Annotated in this window: 20 protein-coding genes and 1 tRNA gene; 6 read left to right on the plus strand and 15 right to left on the minus strand. The window is 62.4% G+C overall.

Features of this window, described 5'->3' with window-relative positions:
• Positions 1-63: 63 nt before the first annotated feature.
• Genes CFB81_RS12730 through CFB81_RS12740 form a run of 3 tightly spaced genes read right to left on the minus strand, consistent with a single transcriptional unit; the run spans position 64 to position 3,048 of the window.
• The gene (locus CFB81_RS12730; protein ID WP_089435487.1) at positions 64-807 is read right to left on the minus strand and encodes a phosphoadenylyl-sulfate reductase; all 744 of its coding nucleotides are present in this window, start codon (positions 805-807) and stop codon (positions 64-66) included.
• On the minus strand, positions 804-1,343 hold the full coding sequence (locus tag CFB81_RS12735) for a DUF934 domain-containing protein (RefSeq protein WP_069620397.1): 540 nt from the start codon (positions 1,341-1,343) through the stop codon (positions 804-806). Before CFB81_RS12735 ends, CFB81_RS12730 begins: the two co-directional genes overlap by 4 nt.
• 25 nt (positions 1,344-1,368) lie before the next feature.
• The gene (locus tag CFB81_RS12740; protein ID WP_069620398.1) at positions 1,369-3,048 is read right to left on the minus strand and encodes a nitrite/sulfite reductase; all 1,680 of its coding nucleotides are present in this window, start codon (positions 3,046-3,048) and stop codon (positions 1,369-1,371) included.
• A 214-nt stretch (positions 3,049-3,262) separates the two neighbouring features.
• Here CFB81_RS12740 and CFB81_RS12745 point away from each other — a divergent pair, with 214 nt between their 5' ends.
• The 4 genes from CFB81_RS12745 (at position 3,263) to CFB81_RS12760 (ending at position 7,015) form a co-directional block, all read left to right on the plus strand.
• Positions 3,263-4,204, plus strand: a complete 942-nt coding sequence (locus tag CFB81_RS12745; protein ID WP_006478072.1) for a CysB family HTH-type transcriptional regulator — start codon at positions 3,263-3,265, stop codon at positions 4,202-4,204.
• A gap of 68 nt (positions 4,205-4,272) precedes the next feature.
• A complete protein-coding gene (locus CFB81_RS12750; protein ID WP_069620399.1) occupies positions 4,273-5,448 on the plus strand; it encodes an ABC transporter substrate-binding protein in 1,176 nt (391 codons plus the stop codon).
• Between the two features lie 95 nt (positions 5,449-5,543).
• Positions 5,544-5,628 (plus strand) — tRNA-Leu (locus CFB81_RS12755).
• A 172-nt stretch (positions 5,629-5,800) separates the two neighbouring features.
• The gene (locus tag CFB81_RS12760) at positions 5,801-7,015 is read left to right on the plus strand and encodes an integrase arm-type DNA-binding domain-containing protein (RefSeq protein WP_089435488.1); all 1,215 of its coding nucleotides are present in this window, start codon (positions 5,801-5,803) and stop codon (positions 7,013-7,015) included.
• Between the two features lie 614 nt (positions 7,016-7,629).
• Here CFB81_RS12760 and CFB81_RS12765 read toward each other — a convergent pair.
• The 8 genes from CFB81_RS12765 to CFB81_RS12805 all read right to left on the minus strand — a co-directional run bounded on the left by CFB81_RS12765 (position 7,630) and on the right by CFB81_RS12805 (position 13,095).
• Positions 7,630-10,491, minus strand: a complete 2,862-nt coding sequence (locus tag CFB81_RS12765) for a DUF927 domain-containing protein (RefSeq protein ID WP_179235955.1) — start codon at positions 10,489-10,491, stop codon at positions 7,630-7,632.
• A gap of 127 nt (positions 10,492-10,618) precedes the next feature.
• Positions 10,619-10,945, minus strand: a complete 327-nt coding sequence (locus CFB81_RS12770) for a hypothetical protein (protein WP_004556769.1) — start codon at positions 10,943-10,945, stop codon at positions 10,619-10,621.
• Positions 10,946-10,954: 9 nt separating this feature from the next.
• On the minus strand, positions 10,955-11,302 hold the full coding sequence (locus CFB81_RS12775; RefSeq protein WP_089435490.1) for a hypothetical protein: 348 nt from the start codon (positions 11,300-11,302) through the stop codon (positions 10,955-10,957).
• Positions 11,295-11,507 carry a hypothetical protein gene (locus CFB81_RS12780; protein WP_089435835.1) on the minus strand — a complete coding sequence of 71 codons (213 nt, stop codon included), beginning with the start codon at positions 11,505-11,507 and terminating at the stop codon, positions 11,295-11,297. Before CFB81_RS12780 ends, CFB81_RS12775 begins: the two co-directional genes overlap by 8 nt.
• Positions 11,500-11,802: a hypothetical protein gene (locus CFB81_RS12785; protein ID WP_089435491.1), complete on the minus strand. Its 303-nt coding sequence runs from the start codon at positions 11,800-11,802 to the stop codon at positions 11,500-11,502. Before CFB81_RS12785 ends, CFB81_RS12780 begins: the two co-directional genes overlap by 8 nt.
• Positions 11,795-11,971, minus strand: a complete 177-nt coding sequence (locus tag CFB81_RS12790; RefSeq protein WP_088512109.1) for a hypothetical protein — start codon at positions 11,969-11,971, stop codon at positions 11,795-11,797. Before CFB81_RS12790 ends, CFB81_RS12785 begins: the two co-directional genes overlap by 8 nt.
• Before the next feature lie 327 nt (positions 11,972-12,298).
• Positions 12,299-12,823, minus strand: coding sequence for a hypothetical protein (locus CFB81_RS12800; protein ID WP_089435492.1), 525 nt, complete (start codon positions 12,821-12,823; stop codon positions 12,299-12,301).
• Positions 12,820-13,095, minus strand: a complete 276-nt coding sequence (locus CFB81_RS12805) for an AlpA family transcriptional regulator (protein WP_256976116.1) — start codon at positions 13,093-13,095, stop codon at positions 12,820-12,822. The genes CFB81_RS12800 and CFB81_RS12805 overlap by 4 nt, the downstream gene beginning before the upstream one ends.
• A 586-nt stretch (positions 13,096-13,681) precedes the next feature.
• Between CFB81_RS12805 and CFB81_RS12810 the strand changes: the two genes are divergently transcribed.
• Positions 13,682-14,149, plus strand: coding sequence for a hypothetical protein (locus CFB81_RS12810; protein WP_089435493.1), 468 nt, complete (start codon positions 13,682-13,684; stop codon positions 14,147-14,149).
• A 226-nt stretch (positions 14,150-14,375) separates the two neighbouring features.
• On the opposite strand, the gene CFB81_RS12815 is transcribed toward CFB81_RS12810, so the two are convergent.
• The 3 genes from CFB81_RS12815 to CFB81_RS35435 form a co-directional block, all read right to left on the minus strand.
• The gene (locus CFB81_RS12815) at positions 14,376-15,119 is read right to left on the minus strand and encodes an adenylate/guanylate cyclase domain-containing protein (RefSeq protein ID WP_143328589.1); all 744 of its coding nucleotides are present in this window, start codon (positions 15,117-15,119) and stop codon (positions 14,376-14,378) included.
• Positions 15,120-15,129: 10 nt separating this feature from the next.
• Positions 15,130-15,636, minus strand: a complete 507-nt coding sequence (locus tag CFB81_RS12820) for a Pycsar system effector family protein (RefSeq protein WP_143328590.1) — start codon at positions 15,634-15,636, stop codon at positions 15,130-15,132.
• A gap of 271 nt (positions 15,637-15,907) precedes the next feature.
• Positions 15,908-16,849 (minus strand): hypothetical protein, encoded by a 942-nt coding sequence (locus tag CFB81_RS35435; RefSeq protein ID WP_218829342.1) that lies wholly within the window; start codon positions 16,847-16,849, stop codon positions 15,908-15,910.
• 408 nt (positions 16,850-17,257) lie between these two features.
• On the opposite strand from CFB81_RS35435, the gene CFB81_RS12825 reads away from it, so the two are divergent.
• The gene (locus CFB81_RS12825; RefSeq protein WP_013699112.1) at positions 17,258-17,833 is read left to right on the plus strand and encodes a recombinase family protein; all 576 of its coding nucleotides are present in this window, start codon (positions 17,258-17,260) and stop codon (positions 17,831-17,833) included.
• Between the two features lie 566 nt (positions 17,834-18,399).
• On the opposite strand, the gene CFB81_RS12830 is transcribed toward CFB81_RS12825, so the two are convergent.
• Positions 18,400-19,302, minus strand: a complete 903-nt coding sequence (locus CFB81_RS12830) for a LysR family transcriptional regulator (RefSeq protein WP_069620410.1) — start codon at positions 19,300-19,302, stop codon at positions 18,400-18,402.
• Positions 19,303-19,317: the final 15 nt, after the last annotated feature.

Below are 19,317 nucleotides of genomic sequence, written 5' to 3' on the forward strand. Positions count from 1 at the left end.
TCTCTTCTGGGTTCGTGCCGCCCGCTGTCGCAGGCGGCGCAATATTCAGTTTCTTGTCGGCTTTCAGTGCGCGGCGCCGGCTTCGGCGTCCGCGGGAATCGGCGTGATCGTGATGTGCAGCCCGCATTCCTTCGTGTCGCGCGACTCCCACCACCAGCGGCCCGCGCGGCTGTCCTCGCCCGGACGGATCGCACGCGTGCACGGCTCGCAGCCGATGCTCGGATAGCCGCGCGCATGCAGCGGGTTGACCGGCACGTCGAACGCCTTGAGGTACGCCCACACGTCGGCTTCCGTCCAGTCGGCGAGCGGGTTGTACTTCGCGATCCCGCGCGCTTCGTCCCGTTCTTCCTCGTGAAGCTCCGCACGCGTCACCGACTGCTCGCGGCGCTGGCCCGTGACCCATGCACCGACGTCGGCCAGCGCGCGGTTCAGCGGCTCGACCTTGCGGATGTGGCAGCACGACTTGCGCAGCTCGACGCTCTCGTAGAACGCATTCAGGCCGTGCTCGGCCACATACTGGTCGACCGCATCCTGCCGCGGATGGAACTGCTCGATCTCGTAGCCGTAGCGCTCGCGCACGCGGTCAATCATGCCGAGCGTTTCCGCGTGCAGGCGGCCGGTGTTCAGCGAGAAGATGCCGATCGACACGCCCTTCGACAGGATCGCGTGCGTGAGCAGCATGTCTTCCGCGGCGAGGCTGCTCGCGAATTTCACCTTGTCGTGACGCTCGCCGATCTGCGCGAGCAGCGCATCGAGGCGCTCGACCTTCGCGGCAAGTTCCGGCGTCAGCGCGATGGCGGCGCTCATGCGCTCACCTTCGCATCCGCAGCCGCGCGGCGGCGGAACAGCGGCGCCGGTTCGTCGAACGCGCCCTGGTAACGCTGCGTGAATTCCGTGAACGCATTCAGCGCGTCGTGGATGTCCTTGTCGGCACGCACCGCGAAGGCGTCGAAGCCGCAACGCGACATGTACAGCAACTGGTCGCGCAGCACGTCGCCGATCGCGCGCAGCTCGCCGGTCCAGCCATGGCGCTCGCGCAGCAGGCGCGCGATGCTGTAGCCGCGGCCGTCCGCGAAGCGCGGGAAATCCACGGCGATCAGCGAAATCGCGCCGAAATCGGCCACGAGATCGGCCGGTTCGCTGTCCGGCGCGAGCCACACGCCGAGTTCGTCCTTCGTCTTCGCGGCGACGAGCGCCGCGCGCTCGGCCTGCCACCACGCGAACGGCACGAGCACCTTGCCGGCCGGCAATGCGTCGACCGCGGGCAGCGCACCGTCTTCCGACGCGCGCACGACCTGCCATGCGTCGTCGATCACTGCGCGGTTCTTGATAATCGAAGCCATCTGCAAATTCCCTCTACCCGGTTGGTTACGCGTTCACTGCCTGGCGTGCCGCATACACGCGCTCCTTGAACGGTGCGATGCCGATGCGGTCGTACGTGTCGACGAAGCGCTCGCCGTCGAGGCGTGCCTCGACGAACGTATCGATCAGCTTCGCGATCACGTCGGGCACTTCTTCCGCCGAGAACGACGGCCCGATCACGCGGCCGAGGCGCGCGCCGTTGCGGCCCGTGCCCTGCTCGCCGCCGAGCGACACCTGGTACCACTCGGCGCCGTCCTTGTCGACGCCGAGGATGCCGATGTTGCCGACGTGGTGGTGACCGCACGAGTTCATGCAACCGGAAATGTTCAGCGACAGTTCGCCGAGGTCGTACACGTAGTCGAGATCGTCGAAACGCTGCTGGATCGCCAGCGCGATCGGGATCGACTTCGCGTTCGCGAGCGAGCAGAAGTCGCCGCCCGGGCATGCGATGATGTCGGTCAGGAGGCCCACGTTCGGCGTCGCGAAACCGGCCGCCTTCGCCTTTTCCCACAGCGCGAACAGGTCGCGCTTCTTCACGTTCGCGAGAATCAGGTTCTGCTCGTGCGACACGCGCAGCTCGCCGAACGAGTATGCGTCGGCCCAGTCCGCGACCAGATCCATCTGCGCGTCGGTCGCGTCGCCCGGGGCCACGCGGTGGTCCTTCAGCGACAGCGTGACGGCCGCATAACCCGGCACCTTGTGCGGCGCGACGTTACGCTCGACCCAGCGCGCGAACGCCTTGTTCTCCAGCAGGTGCTGTTCGAACGACGCATCGGTGTCGGCCAGCTTCTCGTAGACGGGCGGCTGGAAATACTGCGACACGCGGTCGATTTCGGCCTGCGTGAGCGTCGACGGACCGTCCTTCAGGTGCTGCCACTCTTCCTCGACCTGCTGCGCGAACTTCGCCGGCGACAGCGCCTTCACGAGGATCTTGATCCGCGCCTTGTACAGGTTGTCGCGGCGGCCGTAGCGGTTGTACACGCGCAGCACGGCTTCGCAGTACGTGAGCAGGTGCTGCCACGGCAGGTCTTCCTTGATCACCGCACCGATGATCGGCGTACGGCCGAGGCCGCCGCCCGCGAGGATGCTCGCGACCACCTCGCCCTGCGCGTTCTTCTTCAGGTACACGCCGAGGTCGTGGATCTGCACGGCCGCGCGATCATGCTTCGAACCCGACACCGCGATCTTGAACTTGCGCGGCAGCCACGCGAATTCGGGATGGAACGTCGACCACTGGCGCAGGACCTCGGCCCACGGGCGCGGATCGATCTCTTCGTCCTGCGCGACGCCGGCGAACTGATCGGCCGTGATGTTGCGGATGCAGTTGCCCGACGTCTGGATCCCGTGCATCTGCACCGACGCGAGCTTCGCGAGGATCTCGGGCGTGTCTTCGAGCTCGATCCAGTTGAACTGGATGTTCGAGCGCGTCGAGAAGTGGCCGTAGCCGCGGTCGTGTTCGCGGGCGATGCGGGCCAGCATCCGGAGCTGGTCGCTGCGCAGGTTGCCGTACGGAATCGCGATGCGGTGCATGTACGCGTGGCGCTGCATGTACAGGCCGTTCTGCAGACGCAGCGGACGGAATTCGTCTTCGCTCAACTCGCCCGACAGCCGGCGGCGCACCTGATCGCGGTACTGCGCGACACGCTCGTCGACGATCGTCTGGTCGTATTGGTCGTACTGATACATTCGGGGACCCCAGGGTTTTCGTGGTGACCGCGCGACGTCCTAGCCACGTCGCGCCCGAATCTCCGTTCCGTCGTCATCGTCGCCAACCGAGGCCGGCTGGATTGCTAATGACGAAAACAGATATCCATATTTGAAAAACTCCGGTGAATCGTAATAAACTCCCCTTATATTTCAAACGACTAAAAAATTCTGTTGATATGCGGAAGGGTTATAAATGAACCTGCACCAATTTCGCTTCGTGCGCGAGGCCGTCCGGCAGAATTTCAACCTCACCGAGGCCGCCAAGGCGCTCTACACGTCGCAACCGGGGGTGTCGAAGGCGATCATCGAGCTCGAGGACGAGCTGGGCGTCGAGATCTTCACGCGGCACGGCAAGCGGGTGCGCTCGCTCACCGAGCCGGGCCGGATCATCCTCGCGTCGGTCGAGCGGATTCTTCAGGAAGTGGAAAGCCTTAAAAGGGTCGGAAAAGATTACGCGGCGCAGGACCAGGGCAACCTGACCATCGCGGCAACCCACACGCAGGCTCGCTACTCGTTGCCGGCCGCGATCGCCGAGTTCAAGAAGCGCTTCCCGAAAGTGCACCTGTCGATCCTGCAAGGCAGCCCGACGCAGGTGGCCGAGATGGTGATCCACGACCAGGCCGATCTCGCGATCGCGACCGAAGCGATCTCCGACTACAAGGAGCTCGTGTCGCTGCCCTGCTTCCAGTGGCATCACGCGGCCGTCGTGCCGGCCGACCATCCGCTGCTCGAACGCAAGCCGGTCACGCTGGACGATCTCGCCCAATACCCGCTGATCACGTACGACGACGCGTTCGCCGGCCGCAAGAAGATCAATCATGCGTTCGCGCTGCGCGGGCTGTCGCCGGACATCGTGCTCGAGGCGATCGACGCCGACGTGATCAAGACCTATGTCGAACTCGGCCTCGGCGTCGGCATCATGGCCGACATCGCGTTCAATCCCGAGCGCGATCGCGGCCTGCGGCTGATCCCGGTCGGCCACCTGTTCGGCAGCAACGTGACGCGTGTCGCGCTCAAGCAGGGCGCCTACCTGCGCAGCTATGTGTATACGCTCGTCGAACTGCTGTCGCCGACGCTGAACCGCAAGCTGATCGAGCAGGCGCTCAAGGGCGAAGCCGAATCGTATGAGCTTTGACGGACAGGTATAAATGAACACAGGGGCGCCTGTCGCGCCCCGTTTTGTTGCCCGACGGAGATTCCCGCATGACGCTTCCCGCCCTGCCACGGCTGCCCGCCTCGTTGCGCCGCGCCGCCGGCGTCGCCCTCGTGCTGACCTGCGCGGCTGCGCAGGCCGACCTGAAGGTCGGCGTCGACCTGTCGTCGACCGGCCCGGCCGCCGCGATCGGCATCACGAGCAAGAACGCGATCCTGATGTGGCCGAAGACGATCGCCGGGCAGCCCGTGCAGGTCACGGTGCTCGACGACGCGTCCGACCCGGGCGCCGCGGTGCGCAATATCCGCAAGCTGGTCGACGAGGATCACGTCGACGTCGTGGTCGGCCCGAACATCACGCCGGCCGCGCTCGCGGCGCTCGACGCGGTGGCCGCCGCACAGACGCCGATGATCACGCTGGTCGGCTCGGGCTCGATCGTCGAGCCGCAGGAAGGCGCGCGGACCTGGGCGTTCAAGATGGCGCAGAGCGACCGCGCGATGGCCGACGTGATGACGCGCTACATGGCCAACCACGGCGTGAAGACGGTCGGCTTCATCGGCTTCGCGGACAGCTACGGCGACAGCTGGCTCAACGAATTCACGCGCTTCGCGGACCTGCGCAAGATCCGCGTGATCGCGACCGAGCGCTTCAACCGCACCGACGCGAGCGTCACCGGCCAGGCGCTGAAACTGATCGCGGCGAAACCCGACGCGATCCTGGTTGCGGGCGCCGGCACGCCGGCCGTGCTGCCGCAGCGCACGCTGATCGAGCGCGGCTACAAGGGCGCGATCTACCAGACGCACGGGATCGCGACGCCGGAATTCATCAAGCTCGGCGGCAAGGACGTCGACGGGACGCTGTTCCCGACCCAGCCGGTGGTCGTCGCGCGCACGCTGCCGGCCGACCACCCGGCCCGCCAGGCCGCGCTCGCGTTCGTCGATGCGTACGACGCGAAGTACGGCGCCGGCACGGTCACGCAGTTCGCGGGCGACGCGGCGGGCGTGTATCCGCGCCTGGCCGATGCGGTCGGCCGCGCGCTGAAGGCCGCGCAGCCCGGCACGCCGGCCTTCCGCGCGGCGCTGCGGCGCGAACTCGAACGCGCGCACGAGCTCGTCGTGCCGAACGGCGTCGTCAATACGAGTGACAAGGATCACGTGGGGCTCGACCAGCGCGCGAGCGTGATGGGGGTCGTGAAGCAGGGCCGGTTCGTCTATCTGAGCCAGTGACTTGCATGCCGGGCATCGGGCTGCTTGCCCGGTGCCCCGTTTTCCGCCATAATCCACGTTTCGCCGCGCACCACCGTATGCGCGGCCAGGATCAAGCCCAGGTGGTGAAATTGGTAGACGCAGGGGACTCAAAATCCCCCGCCGCAAGGCGTGCCGGTTCGATTCCGGCCCTGGGCACCATGACGTAGTTCCGGGAAATTCCCGGAAGTCCCAAAACCCGCGACAGCACAAGGCTTCGCGGGTTTTTTCATTCCGGCAAAGTGCCGTGTGGTGCGTAGACAGCCGGGGGCAAGCGGGGGCAACATTGGGGGCAACCCATCTGAAATTGCCTTACCTGTCAGGAGTTGCCCCCGTGCCATTAACCGATACAGCCATCCGGAACGCCAAGCCTGCCGACAAGCCCGTGCGCCTGTTCGACGGAGGCGGCCTCTATCTGGAAATCGCCCCGAGCGGGGGCAAGTGGTGGCGCCTCAAATACCGATTTGGGGGCAAGGAAAAGCGCTACTCGCTCGGCGTCTACCCGGAAGTTACATTGGCGACCGCACGGAAGAAGCGCGACGAAGCCCGTGAAAAGCTCGCTGCCGGCATCGATCCGGGTGAAGCGAAGAAGGCGGAAAAAAGAGCCAGCCTGCTCGCAGCCGCCCATTCGTTTGAGGTTGTCGCTCGCGGCTGGATGGACGAGCGCAAGACGACCGTGGAGCCAGCGCAGCATGCCAAGACGCTCGCCCGCATGGAGAACGATGTATTCCCATGGCTCGGCAAGCGCCCTATCGCTGAAATCGACGCCCCGGAGATACTGGTCGTGCTGAAGCGCGTAGACGGGCGTGGAGCCAGATTTACCGCCCATCGCATCCGCAGCGAGATTAGCCGGGTATTCCGCTATGGCATCAAAGAGGGGCACTGCAAGGCCGATCCGGCCCGCGATCTGGTAGATGCAATCCCGCCCGCCCAGACAACACACTTTGCCTCAATCACTGAGCCGGAGAAAGTGGGCGAGATGCTTCGCGCGTTCGACGGCTTCACGGGCACGTTCCCGGTTCTCTGTGCGCTCAAGCTAGCCCCCATGCTGTTCGTTAGGCCGGGCGAGTTGCGGAAAGCAGAATGGGCGCAATTCGACCTCGACAAAGGCGAATGGCGCTATTTCGTCAACAAAACGAAAACGGATCACCTTGTTCCGCTGGCCGCGCAGGCTGTCACGATTTTGCGCGAGCTTCACGCCCTGACTGGCGAAGGCGTCTACGTGTTCCCCGGTGCTCGCGACCGAAATCGGCCGATGAGCGAGGCCGCTATCAATGCAGCCCTTCGTCGGCTCGGCTACGACACTCGCACCGAGATTACCGGTCACGGCTTCCGGGCAATGGCACGGACGATCCTGCATGAAGAGCTGGAGGAAAAGCCGGAAGTGATCGAGCACCAACTAGCGCATATGGTCCCTGACAGCCTTGGGCGGGCGTACAACCGAACAAAGTTCATCAAGGCACGACGCTCGATGATGCAACAGTGGGCGGACTACCTCGACAAGCTCAAAGCCGGGGCGGAAATCATTCCGATCGCGGCGGCAAGATAGACCCGTGCCCCACGCGTATGACCCCCTTGCCGCGCACCCCCCACCGATTTTTCAGAGTTGGCACCGCACTGTCGGTCCCCTGCATGTCGGTATGAATATGACCCCCCTTAGGCGCGCCGGGAGTAGGAAAAACACGCGGGTGTGAGCCCCCGCGTCTTTGGCCTAGACGCAGGGTCCCCCGCTTTCCGCCCGCCCCGACACTTGCGACGGGCGCAACAATGCCCGATCGGGGCGCATCGCGGACACCCCCCTCGAAAACACGTCTCCGACGCCCGTCAAATCCCGGAGAGCCGCGCACCGTCTAGCTTCGCGGTCGCTACGGCCGGTCGACACCTGTCCGCTCAATGCAAAACGAGTTGGAGATTTGGAGATAAACGCCTGAATCGCCCGCAAAGCCTTGTGGGGTAAGGCTTCGCGTGTCTCCAAACGATTTGGAGAACGCTGGAGATACTGGAGATAAACCGGGCTGGATTGTTACGGCTACGGCAAGATTCGCCGCAATCGCCGCCCCGGTTCCATCTGGAGCGGATCGCTCAAAGTAACTTTGACGCGCGGGCCAAAAATGTCGCGCAAAGGAATGCCCGCCACCGCCCTCCCGGACGGCGGCGGCGCTTTCACAGCTCAAGCGTGAAGATCGACGGCAGCACACGGTAGACCATGAACTTGCCGTGACCGGGGATGTATTCCTGCCGGTACGGATAGCCGTCACTACGCGGCATCAGCACGCCCCGCTTCATCAGTGCCTTGGCGACGATCTTGTGATCGAAGCCGGCGCACACGTCCTTGCGAAACACGGCCGCCTCGATCAGGTATTCCGTCTCGACGCTTTCAGCATCGTCGGCGCTCATCTTGCCGCCGAACTCGGCGTAATACTCCCGATCGGAGGCGATGGGCGTGCGCCGCTCGTCGCGCTTCACGTGCTGCTTGAAGCCCGCTCGATGCGGCACGTTCGGCCGATGGTCGTCCTGCGCCCGGTTCATCCACACAAAACGGTTGTCGCCGTGCGCGGCGAGGAAGTGCTGTACCTGCCGCACGGCTTCCGCCTCGTCCGAGTTGCCGGTGCCGCCGCGTAGTTCGAGCCAGCCTTCGAAGCAGCGACGCGCGGCCTCGACCGCTTCGCCCTGCGGCCAGCCGGTCAGCCCGTGCGCCGTCGCCAGCTCGCCGGCCACCGCGACAAGGCAGAACCGCTTGGCGACACGCGCGACCTGCGAATGCGAACCGTCCGGTACCCATTGCCCGACCAGCTCGTCAACGCGAACACGCAGATGCTCGGCCAGCTCGCCGGCCTGCGACGACGCCCACTCGATGAACGCGGGGCCGGCCGTGCCGTAGTGCATGCCCGCGTGCCGCTCTAGATGCTCGATCAGCGCGGCCGGCGTCGGGAATCCGTGCAGCTTCTCCACCACGCCCATTTCGCCGACCTCGGCCGGGATCGCGGGCAAGCGCACTTCGATACCGCCTTTCATGGGCTTGTTGCCCTCGGCCATCAGCGCGGACACGCTCTTTTCGCCGTTCGACAGGAACAGCAGCCGCCACGTGAGCACGGGCTTGGCCGAGCCGCTACGCGACGCGCGAGCCTTGCCCGACTCGTTCGCCAGCATGTAAATCACATCGCCGACCAAGCGCGGCTCGACCTGCCCGATTTCATCGAGGATCAGCAGCGCGTCGCTATGCTGCGTGGCCACGGCTTCGAGCGCGTTGTCGGTCGCCTTCCAGCTCCGCACGTAGTCCGGCGAGCCGAACACGGACGCGGCGATGACGCCGCCCGTCGACTTGCCCTTGGACGTCGTGCCGAGCAGGTGAAACCCACCCGACTGAAGCCCGGAGAAGTGCAGCAGCGGACCAGCGAAGGCGGTAGCGACGCAGAACAGCAGCCGGCTATTGCCGACGCAGTAGGCGGCGACCTCGCGTTGCCAGTCGTCCAGCGTGCCGCGCTCTTTGAACTGGCTCTGGATGGGCGTGTCGGCCTGATAGATCAACGCCTCTTTGCCGGTGCCGATGACGCGATCGGGCAGCACGAACGCGCCGTGATGCCAGCCGACGCGCGGCACGCAGCGCACGCGCTCGTCCGGCTGCGCCATCTGCACATAGTTCGCGATCTGCGTGCGGGCGATCTGCGTCACGCCGAGCTTCACGCCCATATCGAGCAGCATGCGGCGCAGTTCCGTACCGTCGCCGGCAAAGAGGCCGGCCGGCACCGCCCACCGTTTCAGGATGCTGTCGCGATCCGTGAATTCCAGCAGGTAGCCCCACTCGCTGTTCATCTCGTTTCGCGTCTCCGCGATCACGTCGATCCGCGTGCTAACCCAATGCGGCGGCAGCGGATCACCCTGATTGTTGAAGCCGTGAAACCACACGCCCTTGTCGTCGACGACGAACCGCGACTTGCCGTCCTGCGCGCGGGCCGTTTTGGGGCGCTTGGCGGGCTTCGCGGCGGCTGGCGCGACCTTGCCCTTGCCGGCGTCAGCCGAGCCGGCCGGCGCGAGCGCAGCGCGCACGGCGGCGGCCACCGCATCCGGGCCGACGTGCGCAGCCAGGTCGTTGAAGTCGGTCCCGTTCGCCGGACGGTTCGGACCGAAGTCGGGCACCGCGACGATGCCGGCGACGGCCTCGGCCGCCACGCGGGCCTTCGTCACGCCCGGATTGCCCTTCGTCGTGTGGTCGTCGTCGGCGCACACGACGATGCGGGTGTCCGGATACTTGCCGCGCAGCGCCGTCGCCACGGCGTGCAGGTTGCCGGCGTCGAACGCGACGGCGGCCGGATAGCCGGTCGCGGCCGCGAGCGTCGCGCACGTGGCGTAGCCCTCGCCGATCAGCAGCGTGGACGGCGCGGAAGATAGCGGGCCGCCGATCAACGAGAAGCAGCCCGCCTTGCGGCCGTTCGGCAGATAGCGTTTCTGCCCGTCCGTCAGGACGAACTCCAGCGTCCACAGCTTGCCGTCCGCGTCACGGGCCGGGATGACGAGCGCACCGTCGCATGCGGCCGTGCCGATGCACAAGCCGCCGCGATAGACGCGCAGCGCGTCGACCGGGATGCGCTTGCGAACGAGATACGGGTGATCGGCCGGCGCAGGCTCGGCCGCCGACCAGATCGATTCGGCGAGCGCCGACGCGGTTTGCTGTTTCTCGGTCAGTTCGGCCAGCTCGGCCGCCTCGCGGGCCGCACGCTCGGCTTTCTGCCGCTCGCGCTCCGCTGGATCGACCGGCTTGGCTCTATGCGCACGCGGATCGAAACCGCCTTGTTTGGCAAGGTGAAACAGCGTGTTGATGGTGATCTTGCCGCCCTTGAACGACTTCCACACATCGCGCGCGTCCTTGCCGTTGTAGTTCTGCGCGCCTTGGCTCCATTCGTTCCAGAGGGCAAAGCCCTCCTCGCCAAACTCGGCCTTGAGCGCCATCCCCACCTGACTCCACGTGTCGCGGTCGTCGGGCGGAACATAGCCGAGCGCGACTCTCGCCCGCTCGAATTCGGACATGGGTGCGTTACTCATAGGTTCCCACTGGACGCGCGTCGGCAGACTCCCGATTAGTAGTCCATATCGGGCAAGCAGCTACCCGACGCGCGAAGAATTGAATGATGCGGCGATGCCTAGCGGCGCAGCGTCAGCCGGCCGCGCGAGGCACCGACAGAACCGCCCCGCCGGCCGTGACGTCGTTGCTGTAGACGTAGCGGCCGAGCCGCGACTCGCCAAGGGCGTCGTTGGCCGCCTCCAGCGCCGCGCCGATCGACGGCAGGGACGCGCGGAACAGGCTCAGCACAAGCCAGTAGTCGTCATCGGACATGGCCTTGTCGGCCGCCCAATGCAGGCTGTCCAGCAGTTCCATTGCGTCGCTGATCCGCGTCCCGATGCGGTTGCGATCGGGGCGGTTCACCTCGGCCACGAAGTGCGACGCGAGCGGTTGCACGGCATTCTTGTTCGTCTTTGCCATGACCGCCCCTCAGTGCGTCGTGCGCGGTTCGCGCGTGATGAGGCCGAGCGCCGCGAACAGGTGCTGCTGCACGCGCCCCATCAGGCCGGCCGCGAACGCTTGGCGGCTGATCGTCACGCGGTGCGCGTCGACGTCGCCCGCGTCCTGCATGGCGGCTTCCATGCCGCGCGCGAACGCAGCGGCTTGATGCGCCGCGTAGTCGTGCAGTCGCACGTCGCCTTTCAGGTCGAGCCATGCGTCGGCGCAGATCGCGCCCAGGTCGACGGCGAATTGCAGCTCGATCGGTGCGCCCGTATCCAGCGGCGGTGCGTTGTCGAATCCGTCGACAACTGCGGTTCGGATGCGCTGGTCAGTCATGGCACACCTCCGGCTGCGCGATGCGGCGCATTTCGGCGGAGTACCGGCTCGCAACGCTTTGCCCCATGTCGACGAGCGCGCGCTCGTAGGTGCCCTCCGCAAGATGCGAACGGACAGCATCGAACAGGGCTTCGAGCTGGGCGAACTGATGGGCCGCGCACATGGCGATCATCGTGACTTCGTTCGGCAGGCGGTATTTAGACATGGCGCACCTCCAGAATCGACGCGAGGAGTTGCCCGACGTCGATCGTGCAATCCAGCTCCGCTTCGCCGCGAATCGGCGTGAGGTTCCAGTCGTGGACGGCTGCATGCGTGAATTCGCCGAACCGCCGACCGTAGACGCTGCGCCCCGAGACGGGGCCGCCCAAGATCCGCACGCGCCAATCGTGGTCGGGCGTCGGCTGAGCCGATGCCACCTCAACCAGCATGCCGATACGCGAACGTGCATCGCACTTCGTGACGATCGCCAGATCGCCAATCTTGCAGCGCAGCTCAGCCATGACGCACCTCCGCACGGACGAGCGCGGCAATCGCGGCCAATGCCGCGCCGGTTGCGTCGAGCGCGTCTTGGTACGTGCTGGCGGTTGCCGCGTCGCGCAGCGCTGCGCGGACGATGGATTGAATGACGTGGGATTGCTGCCCGGTACGGGCGTGCGAGGGCTGGCGCATTGAATGCGACCTCCTTGGACGGGTTGACGAACCCGGCCCCATCGCCAAATGGGGTGGCCGGGCACAAGGCAGGGTTGGCGAACCGGCGTCCAAGGGAACCGGCGTGCGCGAACGCACCCCCACCAAGGCCCGACCATAGAAGGCGCAAGGTGTACGGACGTAAAAAAACCGCGCGAAGGCGGTTGTCCGCCTTGGAGCATCTCCGGTCGCCAAACCGGGTCACTGTTGTTTCAGCGACGCGCACAGGATACCGCGCGATGCTGGACGACGCAAATCGCGACGCCTCTCGCCGCGTATTGCCCAGTGCAAAGCGACTTTGGGCGAGCATCAGGCGGCCTCCCCCTTGAGTACGGCAGTCGCCAGCTTGAGCTGTTCGATATCCAGTCGCGAGCTGCCCTGCGCCAGCGATTGGCCGAGCGCGACGCCCCGCAGCAGCGCGCTAACTTGCAAGCGGCGCGTCCTGTCAGTGCACTGCGCATCGATGTCGTTGTAAAGCGCACGATAGGCTTTCCGCAGCTGTTGGTACTGTTGACGACGATAGTTCGCGGAATCCTGTTCAGCAGCGGCAATCGCCTGGACGAACTTCTCGCAGGCGGTGCCAAGTTGCTTTGTCGTCAGACGCGGGGCTTCGAGCGCGAGCGTCGAGGCAAGCGTGACGGCGATCGCAACGAGCTTCCCGGCGTCGTCGCCACGGTTCCAGAAGCAGCCCTCGATGTCATCGAGGATTCCTGCGAGCTTGCGGAGTCGGGCGTCGCGGCAACGTACGAACGCGGCGTCGCGGGCCGTGACGGCCGCGCCCATCGCCCGACCATACGGGCCGCCTCGATCGATCATAACGGAGGGCGCGCTCATGCCTGCCCCCGTGTGGACTGACGGGATTCGAGCCATTGCTGGACGTCTGTGGCGCGCCAGCCGACGCTCCTGGCACCCAACTGGACCGGCGCTGGAAACTTGCCTTCACGAATCCAGCGATACAGCGTTGTTTTCTTGACGCCGACGCAATCCAGCACACCAATAAGTCGAAGAATCTTAAGAGCCATTTTCTGTTCAGAAATGGCCTGTTCCGCAAGAAGGAGGAAAGCGGCGGCAATAAACCACGCCGTACTATCAAAGTACGGGCGCAATGAAGTTCGCGGGAGAGGCACAAAGTAACTTTGCAAAGTTACTTTGCACGGCGCGCCGTGCGCGGTATCATTCGTCCTAACAAGAGCTATGCGTTTCCTAGGCGCGGTGGCTCTTGTGGTTCCTCCAATTATGGAACAGGCAGCCAAGCCAAAAAATCGCCGGCGGGATGTGTTGGTAGCACATCCCCCGGCACTCTCTCGTCAGCGCGACGAAATATGCTCAGCGATTGAGCATTCCCCGCCGTTTTCCTTGCATCGCCCACAGATTCTTAGAGCCGTGTTCGATTAGGTGCCAACAAGTACCGCAATTATATCGAAAGGTCTGCCCCCATAAAAGATCTGTCTCGGATTATCTAAGACCGCAATAAATGGCCTCACCGTTCGGCCGGGAATGGATGTTCGACATCAGCGGCGAGATCGCCGACAATCCATGAACCGGTAGATGTTCACAGTTCGGCGGCACGTCAGCGGAGGTTCGCTACCGGGGAGGAGTCGACAGCCCCTCCCCCACCTCACGCTTATTGCGGTTACACGCGCATCCTGGCTACCAGTATTGTGCGCAACGCCCCAAATGAGAGGTATATCGATGACCTGGCTCGGGCCCCTCGCAAGTTTCGGCGGCAGTTTGATTATCGCAATCATTACCGCTCTACTTACTGTTCGCCTCGCGCTGAAGCGCTTTTACGCTGAGAAGTGGTGGGAACGACAGAGCGCGGCCTACGAGTCGATCTTCGAGGCACTCCATCACGTCAGAAACTACGCGGATACTAATCTTTCATTCTCCCTTCGAGGCCGGGAATTATCTGAGGAAGGCGAACGGGAGCTAACCGAGAAGTTTCAAGGCGCGATGGCTGAACTCCGAAAGCAAGTCGATATAGGCAGCTTTGTCCTATCGGAAAGCGCCATCCGCGTCATGGTTAAGTTTATGTCCGACTTGGACGGATCAACCAAGACGACGTGCTGGCAGGAGCATCTTGAACTAAAGCTGGCTTCTGTCGACGGTTGCTTATCGAGCATGCGTCTTATCGCAAGGCAAGACTTGAGGCTCGAATAGCATTCTCATGTCCCCGTGACGTCTTGGTTTGACGCAAGCCCGCACTCGTCAATCGGCCGGGTTCGGCCATGAGGCGTCATTCGCTAACGTAGCCAGTCAGGCGTTCACGCGTCAGGTCTACCTCCGCAACCGGTCGTTGAGTCCGCAGCGTCAATCCACCGTTTATAACTGCCCCTCGCCCGTCAAGGAGGGCAACGCGGACCACAACGTGAAGGTTTTCAACTTGCTATATGAGGCGGATTCGTGACTGAGTTGACGCTTCGCTCGGTAACTGTCTGCTGTACCTGGTCCGGTAGTGCGTCCTCCCTGTGTTGTTGTATGGACCCTCCCACATGAATTCATTCGCAGATCCGAGTTTTGAAGCGTTGGACTTGAGAAGTGAGAATGCATTTTCCGTAATTCGAGTCGAAAAATCATTATCAAGTCCAGGAAAACTATTCAGCTTTGCTGCATAATTTGCTGCCGGTCCGACCCAGGTGAGCTCCCCTGCGCTCCTGACGCCAACTTTAACAGCGAGGACGGGGCCGCTATCGATTCCTACGGTATGTTTCATCTGCCGATGGGTTGTCCCGTATTGGGCGAGGAAAGTTGGATTAATTATTTCATGTACTGCGTAATTCAATTCAAGGGCGGTTGATACTGCATCGTCCGCCTGAAGTTCCCCGATGTATACACCCATTACTCGATCACCGTCGTAAGCTTGAATGTTTCCGTTGTGCCTGCGAATGAGTTGTGACGCGCAATGTAGGAAGGACTTGTAGTACTCGGCAGCCAAAATATCCGAAATCGAATCGACCATTTGTGTTGAGCCAGCGAGATCCGCGTATAACACAGTCACGTTAAGCCGTGATCCGGAATTTCCGAAAGTTAGAATCGTTTCGTCTGGGATGGCTGTTGCGTTCGGAATTCCGTTCCAAGACGTTTGCACGAGGTCCTGCACTTTCGATTGCAGGTCTTCTTTGATGCCCACTGTTGTCCCCTCAAGGCTTAACAAAATAGCAAAGCGCGATTAGCCAAGGGATGATCGATCCGAAAGACCAAATCATCGCTTGTCGGACGCAGCTATGCTTTTCATTGGCAATTCTCGCGTTCGTATGAATTTGGCGAGCCCAGTCGCCGATCAGATCAGCTTCGCTCGCGGTCAGTAGGGCACCCGCGTATTCGTCGGCATTTCCATCCGCGATTCGGCCGAAAAACAATAGGGATTGTTTGGGACCGTTCAGACGAGGAAAGGTCGCAAGGGCAGCGCAGATCACCGCGATGATTAGCCCGATGCCTGCAAGTGCAGCAAAAACCTCCCCGGCTAGGGTTTTGTGGGCGGCGCCGCTGAATGCTGCCGCTAGGCCACCGAGCAAAGCGAGATCGACGCTCACCACAACGCCAACTTTCACGTCCGCGGCCGCGATCCACGCGAGTTGCCGTTCAAAAACCCATTGCGCGGTTGCGAGCTTTTCCCTCGTTTGGGGCGTGACTTCCAAGCGGTCCACGGGCGTCCTCGGTGTGCGCAACGGGGTACTCCGGCACAAAACCCGGCCGGCAAAGGGGAGTGCATCCCGCAAATCATACAGCCAGCGAAATCATCCGAGTAATCTGGGGCCCAAATTGCGCATCGACGCTGTCTGCCCCTAATTGTGAGGGCAAGGGAGACAAGTACAGTAATCGGCCAACAAGAGACGGCCGGGGGCGTTGGGATCGGTGACCGCAAGCCGGTTTGATTTAGCGAATTCTTGGCTAAAAGGTCACCATTCGTGCCCGGGATTAGCTTACGCTCTGTTCAGAAAAAAGCTCATCCACCTTTCGGAGCCTTTCAGTCCAGAGATTATTATCGTCGCTTCCCTCGGAGTAGTTGTCGTTGATATATCGAACAAAATATTCTCTTGTATTTTTTATGAGATACGAATTACAGAATTTTATTCTGTAAGTGCGAGGCTCGCCCTCCACTTCGACTCGCCTTATAAGATTAATGCCGTGCATGCATTGCATAAATCCGGAAAGAAAACTGTCGAGCCTTATTTCGGTTGCGGCGCAAAAATCCGCAATGGAGATGTTTTTGCTTTTTTGGTTTGCGAGAACGCATGCGTAGGAAAATAAATTTCCGGTCAGCGAAGAAACCTCAAGAAATCTCTTTACGGTGTCGTCGTGGATGCTTTGTGCGCCGCTAGCCGTAGATGAATTTGGTTTCTCCCCAAGCTGAGATACCTTGCTTTCTAGTTTGTCGAATCGATCTGGAATGCTTGTGACACTAGAATTCAGATTTGCTGTTTCATTCTTTATTTCATCGAGCGCGGATCTTAGTGATGACAATGTGCCGGTTATATCTTGTGAGAATCTTTGTATGGATTCGGTATTTTCTCGTGCAACATCAGTCGACGCCTTTGTCAATACAACATACTCTGAAATTTGATTTTTTGATTGATTCACGCTTTCCGAAACATTGGCAATGTTTCCAAGGCTCTTCGATAACCCATCATTTGCCACAAACGAATAGAATATGGCAACAAGACCCAGGACGAGCGATGTTAGGGTAGCTGCATTACTCAGGTATTTGGTAAAGTCAGACAAATCTGACCACTTAAACGTGGCAATAAGCGTGATTATAGAGACGGATATAATCATGCAGTACGTAAAATGGATTTTGATGATTTTTTGGTTCGAGTCCATGTCGCCCCGCAATGGTAATATAATATTTTCGCGGCCCATTCTACCGCTGGCAACAGACGAAGACGGGCCGCAGATACATGCTATTTTACTTTTACGCCACAAACGGGGGTATGGTACTTCAACGGCGAGGCGTCTTGGACATTAATCGCTAGCGATATCGAACATAGGGCGATTTCGCAGATGGGCACGTGTCCGACTTAACATCGGACCGTTGCGAACTTCGACCCGTGCGGCCTAAGCGGGTCGGTTGTTGTCGTTCGAATAGTGGCACCTTCCTGTCTGTCCAGGCGACCGACCAGAAGGTAGTCGGCCTCTAATCAAATGCATCTGTCCGAAATCGATCCCTTTCGGACAGCCCCTTTCCGCCCTGTCCAAAAATAAGGGTTGAAGTATTTCGGACAGGCGTTTATATTCGGACATCTATTTCGTACAGATTGAGTGCCCGATATGTCCCGAACCTTCGCTTATGCCCGCGTCAGCACGTCCGACCAGACCACCGCGAACCAGCTACGCGAGATCGAGGCGGCCGGCTTCTCGGTCGACAAGCGCCGCGTCGTGTCGGAAAGCATCTCAGGGAGCGTGAGCGCCGATCAGCGGCCGGGCTTCGCAAAGTTACTTGACCGGATGGAAGAAGGCGATGTGCTGATCGTGACGAAGCTCGATCGGCTCGGCCGCAATGCAATGGACGTGCGGGCCACGGTCGAGGGTTTGGCCGAGCGCGGTATCCGGGTTCATTGTCTCGCCTTGGGCGGCGTCGATCTGACGAGTGCGGCCGGCCGGATGACGATGCAGGTGTTGAACGCGGTGGCCGAGTTCGAACGCGATCTGCTGATCGAACGAACGCATGCCGGCATCGCTCGCGCTAAGGCAGAAGGCAAGGCGATGGGACGGCCGTCCGCCCTGTCGGACCAACAGCGAGCGGAGGTGCTGCGCGAGCTGGACGCGGGGGCGAGCGTGGCCGCGCTCGCCCGACAATTCGGCACGAGCCGCCAGACAATCATGCGGGTACGCGACGCGGCGTAACGCCTCTCCTACCAAGTTCACTTTTCACGGGCCGCAAGGCCCGTTTCTGTTTCTGCGCGCGGAGGAGTGGCGGCACGGGAAATTCTTTGCGCGCAGCGTCCCAGACGGCGGGGCAATTCCCGAGCTGGTCGACGTGGCTCGATGCATTCGACGCTTATCTCCAAACTTATCTCCAGAAAAATAGGTGTGTTGGAGATACACTTGGAGATGACCAAAGCCCCGCCAGATAAGGCAGACAGGCCGAGTTGAGCCGTTATCTCCAACTCTCCAGAAAATTTCGCGTCTGGCGAGGCAAGAATGGACCTTGATCTCTCCGTATAGCGGCTGCGCCGGCAGCGCGGGGGCAACTCCGGGGGCAACTCCACAACACCCTCCAAGCAATCCCCTTACAATACGGGCCTCACAGCGAATAATTTCATTCCGGCCCTGGCACCAGTCTTTCGCAGCGTCGTCGTGCGCTGCTTCTGTCGAAACCCGCGCAAGCTCGCCGCTTCGCGGGTTTTTTGTTGGTGCCGCGCTTTCCGCACCGCACCGGGTAACCGGCGGCGGCCTGCCGCCCGGTGCGCTCAGACCATCAACTCGCGGACGAAGTCCAGAAACACCCTCACCTTCGCCGAAACGAGATTCGACGCGTGGTGATACGCGTAAAGCGGGAAAGTCTCGTCCGCCCACTCGGGCAACAACTGCACCAAGCGTCCGTCGGCCAGGACGTCCCGCGCATAGAGTTCCAGCAGCTGCGCAATGCCGACGCCGCCCAGACACGCGCCGAGCAGCCCGCCCGTATCGTTGACCGTCAGCCTGCCGGCGGCGTCGACCGGCACGACTTCCTTGCCGCGATGAAACTCCCATTCGTATGGCCGCCCCGTCACCGGATCGCGGATCAGCACGCACCGGTGACCGTCCGCAAGATCCCGCGGGTGCCGCGGTTCGCCATGACGCGCGACGTAGGCCGCCGACGCGCAGGTCAGCACGCGCGTCTCGAGCAGCAGGCGCGCGCGATATGACGACGGCTCCGGAATGCCGAAACGCACGGCCACGTCGAAGCCGTCGGCGACGAGGTCGCCCATCCGGTCCCGCACGCTGATTTCGACCGACAGGTCGGGAAAGCGGTCGAGAAATTCCGCCATCCGCGGCGCCAGCACGTAGTGGCCGAACGTGCCGTCCACGTTGACCCGCAGCCGCCCCCTCACGCGCGCCTTCGACTGGCCGGCGTCGAGCGCCGCCTCCTCGATACCGGCCAGCAGCGGCGCGACCGTCTCGTAAAAACGCCGCCCTTCGTCGGTCAGCGTGATCGCACGCGCCGTCCGGTTGAAGATCCGGATGCCGACCCGCTCTTCCAGCCGGGCAACGGCGCGGCTCACCGCCGGTTGAGTCAGCCCCATTGCCTCGCCCGCCCGCGCGAAGGTACCCGCCTCGATCACCGCGGAAAGCACGCCGATACCGCTGAGCAATCTGCTGTCGAATCCCATGAGACATACTTTTAG

Origin of the sequence: Burkholderia sp. AU28863 (assembly GCF_002223195.1) — a bacterium.
In the GTDB taxonomy this organism is placed as follows: Bacteria; Pseudomonadota; Gammaproteobacteria; order Burkholderiales; family Burkholderiaceae; genus Burkholderia; species Burkholderia sola.